At 49.6% G+C, this 18138-nt stretch carries 18 protein-coding genes and 1 pseudogene; 5 read left to right on the top strand and 14 right to left on the bottom strand.

Annotation, left to right across the window (positions count from 1 at the left end):
- Positions 1 to 2: 2 nt before the first annotated feature.
- Both KNV97_RS10695 and KNV97_RS10690 read right to left on the bottom strand, forming a co-directional pair.
- Positions 3 to 1373, bottom strand: a complete 1371-nt coding sequence (locus KNV97_RS10695) for a MotA/TolQ/ExbB proton channel family protein (RefSeq protein WP_218563077.1) — start codon at positions 1371 to 1373, stop codon at positions 3 to 5.
- A complete protein-coding gene (locus KNV97_RS10690) occupies positions 1374 to 2141 on the bottom strand; it encodes a DUF3450 domain-containing protein (RefSeq protein WP_218563417.1) in 768 nt (255 codons plus the stop codon).
- Between the two features lie 188 nt (positions 2142 to 2329).
- Between KNV97_RS10690 and KNV97_RS10685 the strand changes: the two genes are divergently transcribed.
- Entirely contained in the window at positions 2330 to 2848 is a 519-nt protein-coding gene (locus KNV97_RS10685) for a lipocalin family protein (protein WP_322972742.1), read from the top strand.
- Between the two features lie 118 nt (positions 2849 to 2966).
- On the opposite strand, the gene KNV97_RS10680 is transcribed toward KNV97_RS10685, so the two are convergent.
- Entirely contained in the window at positions 2967 to 3920 is a 954-nt protein-coding gene (locus tag KNV97_RS10680; protein ID WP_136486352.1) for a lactate/malate family dehydrogenase, read from the bottom strand.
- A 459-nt stretch (positions 3921 to 4379) separates the two neighbouring features.
- Between KNV97_RS10680 and KNV97_RS10675 the strand changes: the two genes are divergently transcribed.
- Positions 4380 to 5096, top strand: coding sequence for a glycerophosphoryl diester phosphodiesterase (locus KNV97_RS10675; RefSeq protein WP_218563075.1), 717 nt, complete (start codon positions 4380 to 4382; stop codon positions 5094 to 5096).
- A gap of 37 nt (positions 5097 to 5133) precedes the next feature.
- Here KNV97_RS10675 and KNV97_RS10670 read toward each other — a convergent pair whose 3' ends face one another.
- Entirely contained in the window at positions 5134 to 5604 is a 471-nt protein-coding gene (locus KNV97_RS10670) for a YhcH/YjgK/YiaL family protein (RefSeq protein WP_136486348.1), read from the bottom strand.
- A 208-nt stretch (positions 5605 to 5812) separates the two neighbouring features.
- Here KNV97_RS10670 and KNV97_RS10665 point away from each other — a divergent pair, with 208 nt between their 5' ends.
- The gene (locus tag KNV97_RS10665; protein WP_218563074.1) at positions 5813 to 6664 is read left to right on the top strand and encodes a CPBP family intramembrane glutamic endopeptidase; all 852 of its coding nucleotides are present in this window, start codon (positions 5813 to 5815) and stop codon (positions 6662 to 6664) included.
- A gap of 9 nt (positions 6665 to 6673) precedes the next feature.
- Here the strand turns inward: KNV97_RS10665 and KNV97_RS10660 are convergent, their stop codons facing one another.
- From KNV97_RS10660 to KNV97_RS10630, 7 genes are all read right to left on the bottom strand, one after another.
- Positions 6674 to 7279, bottom strand: a complete 606-nt coding sequence (locus KNV97_RS10660; protein ID WP_136486344.1) for a DedA family protein — start codon at positions 7277 to 7279, stop codon at positions 6674 to 6676.
- 71 nt (positions 7280 to 7350) lie between these two features.
- Positions 7351 to 7998 carry a maleylacetoacetate isomerase gene (gene maiA / locus KNV97_RS10655; protein WP_218563416.1) on the bottom strand — a complete coding sequence of 216 codons (648 nt, stop codon included), beginning with the start codon at positions 7996 to 7998 and terminating at the stop codon, positions 7351 to 7353.
- Positions 7998 to 9047 carry a fumarylacetoacetate hydrolase family protein gene (locus tag KNV97_RS10650; protein WP_218563073.1) on the bottom strand — a complete coding sequence of 350 codons (1050 nt, stop codon included), beginning with the start codon at positions 9045 to 9047 and terminating at the stop codon, positions 7998 to 8000. The genes maiA and KNV97_RS10650 overlap by 1 nt, the downstream gene beginning before the upstream one ends.
- A gap of 8 nt (positions 9048 to 9055) precedes the next feature.
- Positions 9056 to 10192 (bottom strand): homogentisate 1,2-dioxygenase, encoded by a 1137-nt coding sequence (locus KNV97_RS10645; protein WP_136486649.1) that lies wholly within the window; start codon positions 10190 to 10192, stop codon positions 9056 to 9058.
- Complete coding sequence (gene hppD / locus KNV97_RS10640) at positions 10185 to 11339, bottom strand: 4-hydroxyphenylpyruvate dioxygenase (protein ID WP_218563072.1); 1155 nt, start codon at positions 11337 to 11339, stop codon at positions 10185 to 10187. The genes KNV97_RS10645 and hppD overlap by 8 nt, the downstream gene beginning before the upstream one ends.
- Positions 11340 to 11796: 457 nt before the next feature.
- Entirely contained in the window at positions 11797 to 13239 is a 1443-nt protein-coding gene (locus KNV97_RS10635) for a bifunctional NUDIX hydrolase/phosphatase PAP2 family protein (RefSeq protein ID WP_136486338.1), read from the bottom strand.
- Positions 13240 to 13270: 31 nt separating this feature from the next.
- Positions 13271 to 13753, bottom strand: a complete 483-nt coding sequence (locus KNV97_RS10630) for a GNAT family N-acetyltransferase (RefSeq protein ID WP_136486336.1) — start codon at positions 13751 to 13753, stop codon at positions 13271 to 13273.
- A 336-nt stretch (positions 13754 to 14089) separates the two neighbouring features.
- Between KNV97_RS10630 and KNV97_RS10625 the strand changes: the two are divergent.
- Positions 14090 to 14444, top strand: a pseudogene (locus KNV97_RS10625) (DUF805 domain-containing protein).
- 34 nt (positions 14445 to 14478) lie between these two features.
- Positions 14479 to 15096: an HAD family hydrolase gene (locus tag KNV97_RS10620; protein ID WP_218563071.1), complete on the top strand. Its 618-nt coding sequence runs from the start codon at positions 14479 to 14481 to the stop codon at positions 15094 to 15096.
- Between the two features lie 60 nt (positions 15097 to 15156).
- On the opposite strand, the gene KNV97_RS10615 is transcribed toward KNV97_RS10620, so the two are convergent.
- From KNV97_RS10615 to KNV97_RS10605, 3 genes are all read right to left on the bottom strand, one after another.
- Complete coding sequence (locus KNV97_RS10615) at positions 15157 to 15918, bottom strand: DUF3307 domain-containing protein (protein ID WP_218563070.1); 762 nt, start codon at positions 15916 to 15918, stop codon at positions 15157 to 15159.
- Positions 15911 to 16561 (bottom strand): SatD family protein, encoded by a 651-nt coding sequence (locus tag KNV97_RS10610; protein ID WP_218563069.1) that lies wholly within the window; start codon positions 16559 to 16561, stop codon positions 15911 to 15913. The genes KNV97_RS10615 and KNV97_RS10610 overlap by 8 nt, the downstream gene beginning before the upstream one ends.
- 354 nt (positions 16562 to 16915) lie before the next feature.
- The gene (locus KNV97_RS10605; RefSeq protein ID WP_218563068.1) at positions 16916 to 17662 is read right to left on the bottom strand and encodes a hypothetical protein; all 747 of its coding nucleotides are present in this window, start codon (positions 17660 to 17662) and stop codon (positions 16916 to 16918) included.
- Between the last annotated feature and the right edge of the window lie 476 nt (positions 17663 to 18138).

Raw genomic sequence — 18138 nt, 5'->3', positions numbered from 1 at the left:
CCTTACGCTGCGTTGCCGACCACTTGACCAGCCTTGTTCTGGCTGCATTCGCGTTCCGCTTCTTCCGCAACCAGGCCGATGCCCTGCTTCTCAAGAATATTACGGATGTTTTCTGCCTGAGTGCTCAGTACATTGTGTGCCAGCAGCAGCGGCATCGCTGAAATCAGACCCAGAACTGTGGTCACCAGTGCCATCGAGATACCGCCCGCCATAACTTTAGGATCGCCGTTACCGAACTGAGTGATCACCTGGAAAGTTTCAATCATACCGGTCACTGTACCTAACAGGCCCAGCATCGGCGCCAGTGCAGCCAGCAGTTTCAGCATCGATAAACCCTTTTCCAGGCCAGTCTGCTCATCGACAACCGCTTCCAGCAAGCGCAGTTCCAGCGCTTCAACACTGCGGTTCTGCTCTTTCTGGTAAACCGACAGAATACGGCCCAGCGGATTGTTACCCGGTTGAGAAGGCGTTTTCAGTTGCGCCTGAATTTTCTGACGAGCGATCGCCAGAGAAACACCCCGATACAGACCGATAATCAAACCAACCGCCAGCAGTACCAGAATGATTTGACCAATCACGCCACCGGCCGCCAGGCGATCACCCAGCGTTGGCGCATGCGCCAGTTGCTCAAGCAGAGTACCGCGCGACGGATCCAGCACCACAGATTCGGTGTTGCCGTCTTTTACTGCCTGCAATGAATCCTGAGTCGGAGCATTGTCCGGTTGTTTCTGGTAAGCGATCGCATCTTTGCGGCCGTTGTTCCAGTCAACATAACCTTGTTCTGTAACCAGGCCCAGTGAGCCAATACGGGTCGCTGAAACGGATTGAGTACGACCTTCACCATCGATGAAGTTGATCGGGTTGGTGCTGATCTCGCCGCTCGCCTTGATCTGCTCATCCATGGCTTGCCACAGACCAACCAGTTGCTTCATCGAAGGCAGTGATTTGGCCGCGACGATAGCATCAATCACACCTGCATATTGCTGACGGTCTACACCGGTGACTGACGTTTCAAGTTCCGATTGGATCTCTTTGGCGTTCTGACGAACCACACCAAAGATCTCACCTAAACTACCGGTTTCCAGACGCAGCTTTTCTTCCAGACGCGCCAGACTGTTTTCATTTTTGCTGAACTGGTCGGACAGTTTGTCCGCTTCAGCCTGCAGCGCGTCACGTTTTTTAACTAACGCGGCTTTTTCAGCTCGCAGCTCTTGTTCGGTTTTACGAAACTCGGCTTCGCGCTGCACATTATGCGCTTGCTGAGTGCGGTTTTCGGCCTGAGCTTGCTGAGTCAGTTCGCCCGCCGCATAAGTGGAAGTCGCGGTTAACGCCAGGCTAAGCCCCATCACTGAGACAAGTTTTTTTAACATCATTTATTTCGTCTCCGCTTGAGTCAGTGAAATCGGTAGATTCAGCAAGGTGGGTGCGATTTGTTGATCAGCCAGATCAAACGCAGTATCTACGTCCATCTTCACGCCATCATCCAGCTCCTGCCAGCTGTGTTGCTCTTGGCTCCAAGACCAGTATTTAGTCGCGTTAAGATTACGCGCAATCAACGCCACGCGGCCCAGATAAAGAATGTCCGCTTCAACGCTGTCATCCTGAGCGAGTTCAATCTTGTCCTGATAAGTCCCCAGTTTCGAACCGTAATCCATTTCAATCTGGTACGCTTCAAGAATGCGACGATATTTTTCTGCATCGCTGACATCTGCACGCGGCATCAGCGCTTTAAGCTTCTCGATGCGATCTTCGCGTGCTGACAAACGAATCGGCTTATCCTCACTCAGATTGTTTTCCAAACCATCAATCATTTTATACATCAGAGGCACGATACCCTGGCGCGTCTCGTTGATATCAACGATCTGCTCTTGCAGGCTGGTAATCTCACCTTCCTGACTGGTCACCAGTGAGGACAAGTGGTCACGATAAACGACCAGGTTTTTCACCTCTTCGTTTAACTGTTCGATTTCTGATTGCAGTTGCAGCGCAGCAGCAGAGCTTTTATCGACTTGACGTTGACTGGCAGCAGACGCTGAGTTGGTTTTGTTCTGAATGGCTTTCGCGTCGTCCAGAGAATTGGCATAAGCTGGAAGCATGGCCGCCGCTGAAAGCAGTACTAAGCTAGGTTTTAAAAGGTTCATCATCGTAATCATTTACCGCGAGAGAATGCCCACATCTTAGTGATAACCACTCTCATTTTCAACTGGCTTTTTTCCAATTGAATACGTTTTCTTTCGGACATCAATCTTACGCCACGGACTGATCGCTGTTAGAATTTTCACCGTACACGTTTTGTTGCATAACTAAAAAGGACAACATAATGAAATTATTGAAGTTTGCCTGCGTATTATTGGCGAGTGTTTTACTCGGAGCCTGTACCGGTATGCCGGACAAGGTCACGCCGGTCAAAGGGTTTGATCTGTCCCGTTATCTGGGCACCTGGTATGAAATCGCCCGTCTGGACCATAGTTTTGAACGTGGCTTATCGAATATCAGTGCGACCTATTCTCTTAACGACGACGGAACTGTGAAAGTCATTAACCGCGGCTGGAACCAAGAAGAGCAAGCCTGGCAACAGGCGGAAGGCAAAGCGAAATTCGTCCAGTCCGATGATGTCGGTTATCTTAAAGTCTCGTTTTTCGGACCTTTTTATGGCAGTTACATCGTGTTTGATTTGAAAGATGACTATTCACTGGCATTAGTCAGCGGTCCGGATACCGATTACTTATGGTTATTGTCACGCACCCCGACGATTAGCGATGATGAATTGCAACGCGCGATCGGCGTGGCCAAGAGCGCCGGATTTGATACCTCGAAGCTTATCTTTCCCAGTCAGGAAGGAAAATAACCGCATTTGACTGAGCCGCTTATATCGGAATGTACAGGCTATATCGTCCTGTACAGGTAATAAAACGGACGGGATTGCCCGTCCGTTCTCATGTTGTATTAAACTTATAAACCTAGGGCTAATAACTCAGCCCGGTGTTTTTAGCGACTTTAATCATGCACTCGCGCAGGTTATTGGCAATCGTATTGAGCGTCTGCATCTCATCATCAGTAAACGGATGAATCAGGATTTTTTCTACTCCATTTCGGCCGACCACCGCAGGTAAACTCAAGACCACATCATTCAACCCGTATTCTCCGCGCAGCAAAGTACCGACCGGCAACACCGAATGCTCGTTGATGGTAATGGCCTGAATAATCCGGAACACACTGGCGGCAATGCCGTGCGTAGTATTATTTTTACGTTTAAATATTTCATAGCCGGCGCGTTTTACTGACTCAAGCAGTTCATCGGCATCGATGCGCTCAAGGCGATTGGCATCGCAGTAATAGTCCGCGTTCTGCCCCGCAATGCTGATCAGGCTTTTGGGGGTAAAACAGTGACTGCCGTGCTCCCCCAGCACATAACCAAATACATTTTTAGGATCAAGATTAACCCGCTGTGCCACTATGGTCATCAGGCGGGCGGTATCGACGACACAACCGGCAGAAATGACCTGCTGCGGACTGTAACCGGTATTGGCGACAATACTATGCGTGACGATGTCACACGGGTTGGTCACTATGATAAGTATCGCTCGTGGCGCGACGCGCTCTATTTTCTTGGCGATATCCACGCCAATCTTGCTGTTGACTTCCGCCAGGTCCATGCGTGACTGATCCTGCTGAATCTGAGCGCCGGCAGTAATCACCACAATATCTGCGCCCACCAGTTCCAGATAATCATCAGTCGGAATAATACGGGTATTTTTCGAAAACGTCAGCGCTGCTGTGTGGCGAAAGTCGAACACTTCCCCCTCGGCACGTGACACATCACGGTCAAGCAGCACCAGTTCGCTGACACTGCCAAGCGTCAGCAGATAGTTACAAATTCCCACGCCGACGGCGCCGGCTCCAATCACACCTATTTTCATTTTGCTGTCCTTGATACAACGAACACGTGACTCATTTTAATTTTGTGAAGTACTTTAGTTGCGTTAAGTACGTTCATCTCGCTAACCGCTTTAATAACGTTAACTGCAAACTCCATACCAATAATATGTCGCAAAATAAGCATTATATGGCCAATTTATCTACACTATTGCGCCTTGATAGTTCATCACAACAAACAAATGCGCCAAACTAGTGCACTCTTTGTGAAGCCAGCTGCTTCTCACGTCTGTCACTAAATATGTCAGTGGTTGCTGAATCAGATGCGAGTTGTTGTAGTGAGTGTAGTGCCGGTACGGTTAAGTTTCACTTTGCACATAAGGGAATAGCGCCATATTTTTTCTTTTTTCAGCCAATGGCTTATCAAGAATCTGTTGCAGACAAACACGCGCAGCAGCGCTATGCTGCAAACAGCGGATTTTGGATATGAAGGAAGAAAGAGAATGCCAATCATTATAGGCCACCGCGGCGTGGCCGGAAGTTACCCGGAAAACACCCGGGTCAGCGTACAGGCTGCCATCGACCTGAAACTGGACTGGGTCGAAATCGATGTGCAGCCGACCAAAGATAATGTGCTGGTGGTCTGTCACGACCATACCATTAACCGCTGCAGCAACGGCAAAGGCCGGATTGATGCGTACACACTGGCTGAATTACGTCAGTTTGATTTTGGCAGTTGGTTCTCCTCCGAATTTCAGGGCGAACCAATCATGACGCTGGCAGAATTGCTGGAACTGGCCCATGCCTATCAGCTAGGGTTAAATATTGAGGTTAAGGTTGATCGCCACGACGCAAGCGAAGTCGCTGCACAGTTAAAACGGCAACTCGATAGCAGCCCAATGCCCGCAGAGCAGCTCTTACTATCCAGTTTCAGTCACGATATCATTCGCGAGTTGCATCAGCACTGCCCCGGCTACCGTCTCGGGGTGCTGACCGAAAGGCTGTCTGCCAAAGACAAAGCCCTGTTACAAGAAGTGGCAGCATTCAGTGCCAACCTCAATTATCGCTGGGTGAATCAGGCGCACATTGATTATTTACGCCAGCAGGGTTACCAGATCTGGTGTTACACCGTAAACGATGCGACTAAGTTTAGTTATCTTGACCAGGTCGATGCCATCTTTAGTGACTGGCCTGCACGCTTCTTACACCCGGCGCGCTAATCTGGTCAGCCCCGGCAATTGTGCAGCGGGGCTTAGCTCAAAAGAACAAAGCTTTGTCCACTTTGATGACCGCTTTGCGGATCGGCATCGGCTGATCATCGGTGGCAATCAGCGGACGATGAGGCTGGCCGGGATAAAAGATCACAAAGTCGCCGGCTTCCACGTCGACAAAACGCTCCTTGCTCTGCTGTTTACTGAACGCAATATCCCTTTGTTCCAGACGATCGTCATCTAATCCATCAAACGGAGTGACGCCGTAACCGAATGTTTCTTTGCCTTGCAGCAGAATTTGCACGTCGAGATAACGGCGGTGGCATTCAGCGATGCGCTCATCACGCAATTGGGTGTGGTCATGGGTAACAAAGAAAAACGCGGCATCACCCTCAAGTTCGTAGCGGCCGTCTTCTATCGGCGATTGCAGACGCTCAGCCACCCGTTGAATCCATTGTTTGAGCGCTGGTGACAGTGACTGGGTAAACTCAAGTTGTGACAAATGACCAATAAACACAAATCTATTCCTTTGTTTGTTGTGACTGGCTCTTATAGTACTCCTATTCACAAAGGGGAAAAGAACTATTTAAAACGACGGTTCAAAATAACAACAGACGAAGTCAATATTCATTCACCACTGATCTTTATAACGATCGTTCTTTATAACAATCGATCTTTAACACAACCGTTCTTTACAACCAATAGCCAGCGGAGACATATCGCGCATGGAATGGATTCAAGTCAGCCATTTATGGATCTGGGCCTTATTCGGTCTTGCCATTATTGCCGCCTTAATGAGTTTCTACTACCGCACCTTGCGACCAGTCAGCCTGGGATTAATGCTCGTCACCTTGCTGAGCGCGCTAGTGAGCGGACAGATAACCTTGCAGGCCTTAGTCTACAGTGCCGTAGGTTTGGGAGGCGCTTTTCTGCTGCCGCGCTTTAACCGTGATGTGAAAAAGCTCGCCTGGGTATTCCTGCTGCTGTGGTGTACAGCATTGCTGCTGCACTCGGTACCCGGCTTTAACAACATACTGGTGCTGGACAAAGTACACACCGGACCAGACAGCCTGCCGTTCACCCTCTATCTCAATCTGGATAAACCTTTGGTGTTTTTTGCCCTCTGGCTGGCACAGTCCGGATTACTTGGCGACCATCATCAGCGTATCCGGCCAGTTACCTGGCTTATCCTGCCTGGCCTGCTGGCTCTGCTGCCGCTCGCCTGGGCGGTTGGAGCCGTCCAACCGGAATGGAGTGTGCCGGAATGGCTGTGGCTATTTGTCCTCAACAATTTACTCATCACCTGTGTGGTGGAAGAAGCGCTGTTTCGTGGTGTAATCCAGCAGTGGCTGATTAAGATATTCGGCTCTGCCGGCGGAATTGTGCTAGCCGGAGCCTTGTTTGGCCTCGCACATATGGCCGGAGGCGCAATGCTGGTGCTATTTGCTGCACTGGCCGGAACAGGTTATGGCCTGGCGTATTATTTCAGCCATCGGCTATGGATAGCGATTGGCTTTCATTTCCTGTTTAATCTGACCCATTTAGTGCTCTTCACCTACCCGGCTGCCGCCGGATAGCGGCGAGTTTCAGGGCTGATGACGATCCCGCGTTGCAGCTGAGGCCTCACTTTGAGAGGCTTTACGTCGCCTGATCCGATGGCGATACAACCAGGCCAGCATCCCAACCAGAGCGATTGCGCCGAAGGCCTGCAGTTCATAATGTTTGATATCGCCAAGAATCACTTCAATCGTATTGCCGAACAGATAGCCCAAGACACCGACCACACAAGCCCAAATCGCGGCACCGATGATGTTAAACAACAGAAAACGGGTCGGTTTAACTGAACTGGCGCCAATCAGAAACGGGGTAACGCTGCGCAAACCATACAGAAATCGGAAACCCAGGATCAAAAGCACCTGATGTTTATCCAGCAGATCCAGTACCCGCTGAGATTTCGCTTGCCAGTGCGGCCTTTTCATCAGGGCCTGTTTGCCTTTATAGCGGCCAATATAATAATAGAGCTGGTCTCCCAGCAAACTGCCGCAGAACGCACATACAATAACCCAGGGTAATTCCAGATAACTGCGGTGCGCGGCAAACCCGCCCAGCACCAGTACCGTTTCCCCTTCAAAGAAAGTCCCGACCGCAATCGCTATGTAGCCGTAATCCGCAATAAGTTGTTCAAGAGACATACAATTACTCAACCAGACTGATAGGCTTACGTTAATCCAACTGCGCGCCGGCGACAATCTTTAGCAGGCAATTATTCGCTGTCTGGTTGCTGCTCCGGTGCGGCGCGCGCAAATCCGGGAATGCGCCGCAACCGCTCGGTAATGCGCTGAATTTGCGGATATTCCTGCATCGGCACATGAAAACGCTCCGCGTTATACACTTGCGGCACCAGACATACGTCCGCCAGTGACAAAGTATCACCGACACAATACTGGCCGCTGCGGCGCAGCAATTTCTGCTCAAAGGCGGTAAACCCGACCTGAATCCAGTGCCGATACCAGGCGTCTTTCTGCTCTTCACTGACCGCAAGGTGCTGGCGCAGATACTGCAAAACACGCAGGTTGTTAAGAGGATGGATATCAGAGGCGATATCCTGCGCCAGGGATAAGACCTGATATTTATCGTGCCCCGAGGCCGGAATCATCGGCATCTGCGGGTAGACATCGTCAAGGTATTCGATGATCGCCAGCGATTGTGACAGGGTAATGTCGCCGTCCGTCAGCACCGGCACCAACTCACTCGGATTGAGCTGATGAAAAGCATCGCTGTGCTGCTCACCGCCATTTCTGACCAGGTGAACCGGCGACATCTGATAGTTCAGTCCTTTCAGATTCAGCACGATACGCACCCGATAGGCCGCCGAAGAGCGCCAGTAACCATATAAGGTGATATTAGTCATCATAGGTCCCCTTCGGTATAGTCACCTTCCGGTACATAACGCACCACACGTTGCTCTATGGTGCCAAACAAATCGTCGCCGTTGCGGCTCTCCATCCGTATCGTCACTTTGTCGCCAAAGCGCATAAATGAGGTAGAAGGTTCACCATCACGAATGGTCTCGATCATACGGACTTCAGCGATGCAGGAGTAACCCACGCCACCTTCCGCAATCGCCGTTCCGTAGTCCGTGCCCTGTTTGTTGGAAACCGTACCGGAGCCGATGATCGTACCGGCACTGAGCGGCCGGGTTTTGGCGGCATGAGCAATCAGCTGCGGAAATTCAAACGTCATATCCACTCCGGCATTAGGGCAGCCGAACGCTTCATTGTTGTATTGAGTGAGCAGCGGCAGCGTTACTTTACCGCCATCCCAGTCCGGGCCGAGCTCATCAGGCGTAATCGCGACCGGTGAAAAGGCCGACGAAGGTTTGGACTGGAAAAAGCCAAAGCCTTTACCCAGCTCTGCCGGAATCAAACCGCGCAGCGACACATCATTGACCAGCATCAGCAGACGTATCGAATCTGCCGCCTGTTGCGGCGGCGTACCCATCGCCACATCACCGGTAATGATGGCGACCTCACCTTCAAAATCAATGCCCCACTCTTCGCTGACCATACGAATCTCATCCCGCGGGCCTAAAAACGCATCGGATCCGCCCTGATACATCAGTGGGTCGCTCCAGAAACTGGGCGGCATTTCAGCGCCACGCGCCTTGCGCACCAGTTCAACATGGTTAACGTATGCAGAGCCGTCTGCCCACTGATAGGCACGCGGCAAAGGGGATTCGCACCGGGTTTGATCAAACGGCATCACGCCTGGCATGTCGCCCAGCAGCGCATTCAGCTCAACATAAACTGCCTCCAGCAATGGCTGACATTGCGACCAGTTATCCAGCGCCTGTTGCAACGTTGCCGCCACCTCACAAACAGCAACACAATGGTTCAAATCACGGCTGACCACCACCAACATGCCATCACGGGTATGATTTTTTAATGTCGCGAGTTTCATGAAGACTCCTATTCTGCTGCCTGCTTCCAACTGTAGACGTAATCCGGGTTTTCTACCTGCTGTGCCGCCTGGCTAAACTGCAGTGCATGGCGGGCATCAATCATCACAGCCACTTCATCGGTAAAGGTTTTTTTATGCTCACGCCCGGCCTGAAAGGCTTTCGGATGCGGGCCATGAGTGAAACCGGCAGGATGAAACGTCACCATACCGGCTTCAATATTGTCGCGGCTGAAAAAGTCTCCGGCGTGATAAAACAGCACCTCGTCATAGTCATCATTATTGTGATAGAACGGCACTTTAAGCGCGCCCGGATCACTTTCAATCGGACGCGGCACAAAGGTACACACCACAAATCCGTCACCGACAAAAGTGGTATGCGCCGATGGCGGTAAATGGTAACGATGCGACATCAGCGGCCGGATATCGCGCCAGTTGAGGCGCACCACCGCCAAATCACCATGCCAGCCAACCGCATCCAGCGGATTAAACGGATAAGTGATGACACTGACCTGTTCATGGCGTTTGACCTGCACCTGGGTCGTCGTTTCGCTGTACTGCGCTTTAAACGCCTCATCAATCGCCGGGACGTCCAGTACCGCCGGGTCAAACACGGCATGATTACCGACAATGCCTTTTTCCGGCAGTGAATAAGCCGCATCGCTGTTTTCAATCATGAGTAAAAACAGCGGCTGAGTCGGCTCCAGACGCCAGTTGGTTGAGCGCGGGATCATCACATAATCCCCTTCACGAATCGTGAGGTGACCATAATCGCAAAACAGTTCAGCTTGGCCCTGATGGACAAACAGCAGTTCATCCCCGTCCGCATTACGAACCAGACCCGGCATCGCCTGAGCGAGTTTCCACACCCGAATCTTCACATCATGGTTGTGCAGCAGATGCGGCACAAACCACGGACAGAGCTGAGACGCCTGCGCAACCTGGTTAAAATTAAACGCGCGCGGGCGTAACTCGCCTTGCCACTCACTCCAGCCGGTGGGTGCATGTTGATGATGAAAATGGGCCGCCGGCCCAAAGAAACCGCTGCGTCCCGCTTCACGTTCATAAATCGCATCGTCGGGAAAATCGGCATGCGCCTGTTTAGAACAGGTGCCTTCCCGGTGCGGAAAGGTGATCCATTTATGCATCATCAAGTACCCCGCGACGAATTTGGTCTTCTTCGATCGACTCAAACAGTGCCTTGAAATTCCCTTCGCCAAAACCTTCATTCCCTTTACGCTGGATGATTTCAAAGAACACCGGCCCGATAACGGTTTGAGTAAAAATCTGCAGCAGAATGCCGTCTTTCATCGGCGCGCCGTCAATCAGGATGCGCAGCGCTTTAAGCTGTTCCAGATCTTCACCGTGCCCGGCCACCCGCTCATCAACTTTTTCATAATAGGTATCCGGGGTCGGCATAAATTCCATCCCCCGCTCGCGCAACATGCGTACCGTGTGGTAAATATCATCGCTGCTCAGCGCGATGTGCTGGATCCCTTCGCCGTTGTATTCGCGGATAAACTCCTCGATCTGCGATTTGTCATCCGAAGATTCATTAATCGGAATCCGAATCTTGCCGCACGGCGCGGTCATGGCGCGGCTGACCAGGCCGGTTAGTTTGCCTTCGATATCAAAATAGCGGATTTCACGAAAGTTACCGATGCGCTCATAGAAGCCAGCCCAGGTATCCATGTGGCCCTGTTTAACGTTGTGGGTTAGATGATCAATCTCGAGCAGGCCGGCGTTGGCATTCACCAGACGAATTTTGGCATCGGGATAAAACTGGAAATCGACATCATAAATACTGCGGTCACCATAACGGTCAACAAAATAGAGCAGGCTCTCACCGATGCCATAAATGGCCGGAATACTGAGCTCCATCGGGCCTATCTCGGTTTTATATTCCTGGCCACCATTTTGTAACGCGTGCTCAAGTGCCTGGCCGGCATCTTTGACCCGAAATGCCATACCGCATACCGACGGACCGTGCACTTTGGCAAACGCCTCCGCCTGACTACGCGGCTGAGCATTGACGATGAAATTGATGTCGCCCTGGCGGTACAACCAGGCCCGTTTCGAGCGATGCTTGGCGATTTCGGCAAAACCCAGCGCAGAAAACAGGGCTTTCAGCTGCTCAATCCCGACTGAATCGGCAGCGGTATACTCAACAAATTCAAACCCGTCGGTGCCGAGCGGATTTGCCAATGCGTGATGAGCGCTCAGCGGCACGTGGTTATGGTTGTGGTTATGGCTATCTTCGGGTTGGTTCGTTTGCGCATGAACGTGGGCAGTCATGTTCGTCTCCTAACGTACTGTTACATCCAGTTGTTAACAATATGTTATAAAGCTGCATCATTAACGACGAAAAGGAAACTGTGACGCGACGGAAAGCAATTTTGTCCGCCGGTGTTTGAGGTGTAATTTTTTCGGTACAGAGCGGTAACATCACCAGCGCAGCGATGAAGAAATGCATTTAAACGAAAAAACACCAACCTATCTAACTGAATTAGATGATTTATTTTCCCGCCTGTAACAAGCGCACCTATCTGCACTGGCCATTGCTATAAGTACAGATTTTCGTACACAGGCACAAACTCGGGACATAGTCGCAGCCGTCACGCTAATCAGATGAAAAGGCAGTGAGCAATGACAACAGACAGAAGTGAAAACAAACAGAAAAGCCCGGTTAACTCAACCGGGCTTGCAGAGAGGTATCGAACGTCTGAGCTCAAAGAGCATCATGGTGAAGCGCTCAGGCCACTTTTACCGCAGGCCTGAGTTTAATGGTGCGCACCATCAGACAAAACAGCCCAATCAGCAGCGGCTGACGCAGCAGATCAATCACCAGCGAAAGCATACCGCTGGATGAAACAAACGTCGCGGCATAGTTCACCAGGTAATGACCAGCCAGCAAAACCACGCTCATCAGCAATGCCTGACGCAAGGAGATCTCCTCCATCTTCGGCATTACCGTCATCACAATCAGAGTGAGCAGTGCCAGTATCACTAACCAGGCACCAAATACCGGCATTTGCCACCAGAAAGCAACGGCGGCACTGACTGCGGTCAATCCCAGCCAAACCCGGCGCGAACTGAGCAACTTATCGACATTGATGTTCGGCTTTTCGTTAAGGCGCACAATATGCCAGGCAACCAGAGCACCTAACATCGCACCGACAATCATATCGACCATGAATGCCCGGCCGGAATAGAACAGCGAGAATGCCAGACAAAGCGCGGAAACGCCCAGTGCAGCACTGCTTTTATTCCAGCCCAGCTTTTCGTTATCCAGCAACCACAAAATGCCCAGGCTGACCCACACTGCAATCGGTAAGCTTGGAAAGCCATAACCGGAGCTCTCCACCAGTTGCAACGATGGCAGATAAGCATAAGGACGCGGTAACACAAATCCTTGCTGCGCAATCAGGCAGATCAGCGAGGTTACTGCGACAGAAAAGAAGGCCTTAAAGCAAAATGCCTTACCACTTTGCCAATACAGGAGTGGGAACAGCAATAATCCAAAAGCCGGTGAAGCGAACGCTCCACCAAGCAGGATCAAGCGCGAGATGAACTGGCTAACAGGGGCTGATAATTCCGCAATTGAGTATTGCAGAGCACTGATCCAGCCAAGCTCATACTGGGAAATCGCGGGGGCAGCTTTGATCAAATCAGGCACCGAATTGATTGACTGCTCTGTTGCCGAAGCAAACATTTTTTCTATTTCAGGCCACTCTTCGGGATAACGGTAGTTACCCGTATCAACCCGCTGAGGTTGAATCAACATCGCACGTGCGACCTCAATGCCATAGTGCGGCGCATACCAGACCGGCAGTTCAAAACCGCCCCACTGATTAATATACTGATAGGTAATAATGTCTGAATCGCTGACACAATCAAAAACCGCGGCTTTACCTGCATAACCAAGTAACTGGCCAACCGACACGACGAGGCCGGTTTCCTCCCAGGTTTCACGCTGCGCTGCCTCAGCAGGTGTTTCACCCGATGTGATTGTTCCGCCCGGTAAAGAGAGTTGTTTGGTAATAAGCTCATCGATAAGCACGACCTTATCGTCGGCGCGCACCAGACACAATGCGCCTTTCAGATCGGCAGGCGCCTGAGGAGCGGCATAAGAATACATTGACGTCATCAATGTAAGAATGAAAGTGATGCCAAGTAGTGACAATCGTTTGTTCACTTTAATCAACCTGTTGTTTGCAGAGCTTAACCTAACGGCGACGCGCTGATTTTCTCAGCCAATGAATATGGTGGGTAAATCCTGCGTCCTGATAAAAGAGTTGCGCTTCCTTATTAAACTCCCAGACTTCAACAAATATCTCTGTCACGCCGTAGTCGATAAAGGTCTGTTCAAGACGTTCCATCAACCCACGCGCCACGCCCTTTTGGCGAAACTCGGGCCTCACATACAGCTCATCAATACTGCCCATCTGCAATGGCTTGCTGACCGAAGAGGTCAACTCACAAAAATGGCCGGTAATAAACCCGGCCACCTCGTCGTTGATACGTGCGACATACACCAGGCAATCAGGATTATCGAGATAACGCGCGATACTTTTTTCCTGTTCGACTTCTTCTGCGGTCTTAAAATACTCAGGGCAAGCGATGTGATGTTCATGATGCAAATCGAACATCAATTGGTTGAGAATTTCTAAATCGGCTGGTTTAGCTGCAGACAATGCAAGCGTGGTCATGGCTGTGACAATTATAATTGGAGTCGTTGCACAATTTTATAAGATTGGCCGTTAAAAAGCACCTTAGTAACTTGGTTTTTACCAGAAAGCTTGTCAGCCCGACGTTATTGACTATTTAAATCAATAGGTTGCTCATTATGCCCTGAATGATATAAATTTTTTCCGGTTCATTTTGCTCATTTTCCCGGCGTTTAAAGCCCTGGATCCACGCCCACCTGGCTAATGCAGGTTGAGTTTTAAGGTATCATTTTTACATTTCATATAATTGGGTTGCAGTTTGAGCCCGGTTATCACACTCTGATCAGCAGACCAAAGTGCAACCAAAGAGGAATGAGCATGGACTGGTATATCGCAGTACTCAGAAAATACGCCGTGTTTAACGGCCGGGCACGACGACAAGAATATTGGATGTTTTTTCCTGTTCAACCTGCTGTTTACGCTTGCCGCAGGTTTGATTGATCGCTTTTTAGGCACCTCGTTAATCGGCGGTTTGTACAGCCTGTTTATCCTGCTGCCAAGCGTCGCGGTGCTGGTGCGCCGTTTACATGACATCGGCCGCACTGGTTGGTGGGTATTACTGAGTGTGATCCCTGTGATTGGCGTTGTGGTTCTGCTGTTTTTTGCCGCCAGCGAAGGCATGCACGGTGACAACGAATATGGCCCGGATCCCAAGGCGGGTCACACATTCTAATTTAAAACTGATCTTGGTGTAATAAGGAGTCGGAATGAAACCACAACCTATTGAGAATGTCGTATTCGATGTCGGTAACGTGATTGTGCGCTGGTCACCGCCGGAGATCGCCCGCCTCGCCTTCGGCGAAGAAAAGTTTTGTGAATCCTTAGTGCGCTCCATCTTTAAATCGCAGACCTGGATGGATCTCAATATCGGTGTCATTACCGAAACCGAGGCCAAAGAGCAGTATCAGCTCAACCTTGGTTTATCTGAACTCGAGTGCCAGCGCCTGTTTTACTACGTCAAACAGACCCAGATCCTGCTGTTCGGAACGGTGGATTTAATCAAGCGTGTCAAAACGGCCGGTTATGGCGTGTATGCCCTGACCGATAACGTGCGTGAAGTGGTCGACTACCTCAAAACTACCTACGACTTCTGGTCGCTATTCGACGGTGCCACCATCTCCGCTCAGGTCGGTTGCCTTAAGCCACAGCCCGCCATTTACCACGCTCTGCTGGCGCAAAACGGCCTGAGAGCAGAGTCCACGGTGTTCATCGATGACATGCCCAACAACGTGCGCGGCGCGCAGGCCGTCGGCATCAGCGCCATTCAGTTTGAGAATGCCGAACAATGTCAACGGGAACTCAGAGCTTTGGGCTTAGAGATTTAATTCGTCATTGATTGAGCAGGGCACAGTCTGTGCCCTGCTCTTAGACAGTCCGACTCAGAGTCACTTAATTTTTACATCCAGCCCGAGAGAAACCAAAGTACCGACCAGCGTGGTGATCACAACCGACACTAACGAGCCGATCAGAACATATTCCGCCATGCTGCGATCAGCCGATTTATTGAGTTCACCAAAGCGGAATATCGACTTGGCCGCCAGGACAAAACCAACCGCGGCGTAACTGCCAAGCAGAGTAAAGGTCAGGATCAGCAAGCGTTCTAAATAGCCAATCAACTCGCCACCCGCGACCAGCCCGCTGACATTGCCCTCTTCTTCATCCGATACCGCAATCGGATACTTGCTCAGAATCAAACCAATCAGCACCGACGTCGGTTTCAGGATCAGCAGATAAGCAAACAGCACCATCACCCCATCGGCAAACTGCTCATGGTGCACAATCGCCTGCAGAGTCACACTGTCGGTCATGTAAAAAGCCATTGCTGCCAGCAGCGCGGCGTGCCACATCTGGTCGAAAACAAAGTAGCCGAACTTATCGCCATGACGCGGGTTGAATCTTATCCACCCAATCACCACGTGACTGAATGTAGTCAGCGCGGCCAGGCTCAGAACCAAAGACCAGTCTGAACTGTGTGCCATCGCCGGAATGATCAACACCAATCCATGCAGCAAAGCATGCCAATATATCGCCGCTGAGCGGTAACCGTGTTCACGTTTAGCCGCTATGCAGCGCTTGGGCAGCAGATAGAATTCGCACAGGATATGCGCCAGAAGAAACGGCACCCAAGCCGTGAAGAAATCAGCCACGTTGGTACTCCTTAACTTCGCCGATAAAACGTTCGTTCAGTTCACTGAGCAACGTCCAGCCGGACGCCTTGAGTGATTTGCTTGCGGTCGCCGTGGCGATATCAAGCTGTTCAGCCAGTTCGCTCACTGTCAGCCCGTCTTCGCTTATCAGCATCGGCAGCAGCACTTCACACTGGCGCGCGGTTAACTCACTCAATTGGCGGTCGAGATACTTAAACAGCAGCGAGAACTGATCCGTCAATACGCTGCTGTCGGAATGAAACACCAGGCGCTCATTTTTCAGCGCTTTCAAACCGCGCCCGGAGAGTACAAACGCCTGCCCCATGGATTCAGATACCGCCTCACGCAGATCCGCTTTGGCCGCAATGGCAAAGCTGATGCGGCTGTCAAACGGCTTACCGAGCGCTTTAATCCCAACCCGGTACAAGATGGTATAGCGCAGCGCCTGCTCAATATCGCGTACCACACTCTGGAACTCATCACCGCGTTCAATACTGTGCACATTGTCTGCACCACCAGCAGTGATCCATTGTTGTATCCGTTTGATTTGTTTAAGCAACTGCTCAAACTGCTCTGAACTGAGCTTAGTTGAATTGACGACATCACCGATGATCACGGCAATGGCTTGATCGGTCGACTCCACGCGAACACTCCTTTTTTCACCTGGAGTTAATTTAGCTACTTTTGGCTAAATGTGCAAATTTAGCTTTTTATGGCTAATTGTGGGGTTTTGGTGGTTTGTGGCTAAGATCTGCTTTTGACTTTGGGAGTGCTGGTTTTATTGGATGGTATGTCCCGCTTTTACTATCTCGATATCTTGAGCTTGGTGCAAGCGGGCCGGTTTTAGGCGTTCCCTACGCCAAAAACCTAAAAATTCGTCCTGAATTTTTGCCCTATGGTTGTGATTTTTTAAACAACACGATTAGCGGGAAGAAAATATAAAACAACCCTACGTTCGGAGTAACGAACTTCCTTTGTTCTTATACCCGTTTGTTAACTAGCTTTTAGTTGCGCGCAGACTTGCCATGTATTCCAAATCGACATCAATAAAGTCATACTTTTTATCCTGAAAAACACTACGAAGTGAAACAAAAGCTCTTTCAAGGTCATCCAATGCCTCAATCAAAGGGTGAATATGGAAGGTGTTTTTTGGAAAAACCAAATAGTCTTGCGCAATTACCGCAGTGATACCATCAGATAACTCTGTAATCCCAAAATCAGAGCTTTTAAGGTCATAGTTAGCTTCTAATATTTCTTTATAAACCTCCGCTTTAACTTCACCTTCAATCGCGACGCTCAAAGACTCAATTAATATAGTGCTATTGTCTGTATCAATAGTAATCATATGATGAATGTCAATGTATTCTGGGTCAGCATCATCGTCAGAAATATTCCAAGCTATAATGCTAAAAATCTTACCACTCTCTAGAAATCTTGCTTTAGTGTAGCCATTTTCTTGAAGTCTCTTAAGAATAATGTCTTTATTAAAATCACAGTGAATTTTCTTTACTTCTGTTTCTACACTTTTAAGTAGCGGAGATATAGTAGAGTTGATTTCATCAGCAATATTATCAACCTTCGAAGTCATTCCATCCACGCCTTTTTTGACATATTCATGATTCGAACCGATTTCTTGTATATTATCTTTAGTTTCTTTAGTCCTTTTAAAAAGCACAAGAGCGATAAGTAAATATAGAACTGTAGTTGCAATCGCTACAGGTATGAAAAATTCTTGAAAAAACACTATTTACCATCCTTACTATCACAGTTAAATAGTAATACTTTTGATATCAAACAATATATAAGTGACATGAACATTATCACTTGGTTGGCTACAATGACAAATTCTACATTTACTGCTGTTTTGGTTGTCGTATAAGTAAACCAATAGAGTATCGAAGTTAGAAAGACTATAACACCAGGGAATAGTGAAAATAAGAAACCACTAGCCAATTTTGAAAGTTCCAAATTTCGGTCAAAGTAGTAGTCTACTGTCATAGAAGTAACGATTGCGGTAGAAAAAAAAAAAAAGACACCGTCCAAGGTCAATGACTTGAGATCTAACTGGAAATTGGTGTTTATCTTCTCGTACCCTAGAAGCATCCATAGTTGTAGCAAGCCAAAAAAAGCTATAAGAACCAACCAAGATAAGCTTTTGAAGCCAGTTTTCATACGTTTCCTACATCAAAATATTCTATGCGCATTGTCTCACAACAGAAT

The organism is Vibrio ostreae, from assembly GCF_019226825.1.
GTDB lineage: Bacteria > Pseudomonadota > Gammaproteobacteria > Enterobacterales > Vibrionaceae > Vibrio > Vibrio ostreae.
This window is presented reverse-complemented; position numbering and strand designations above follow the sequence as displayed.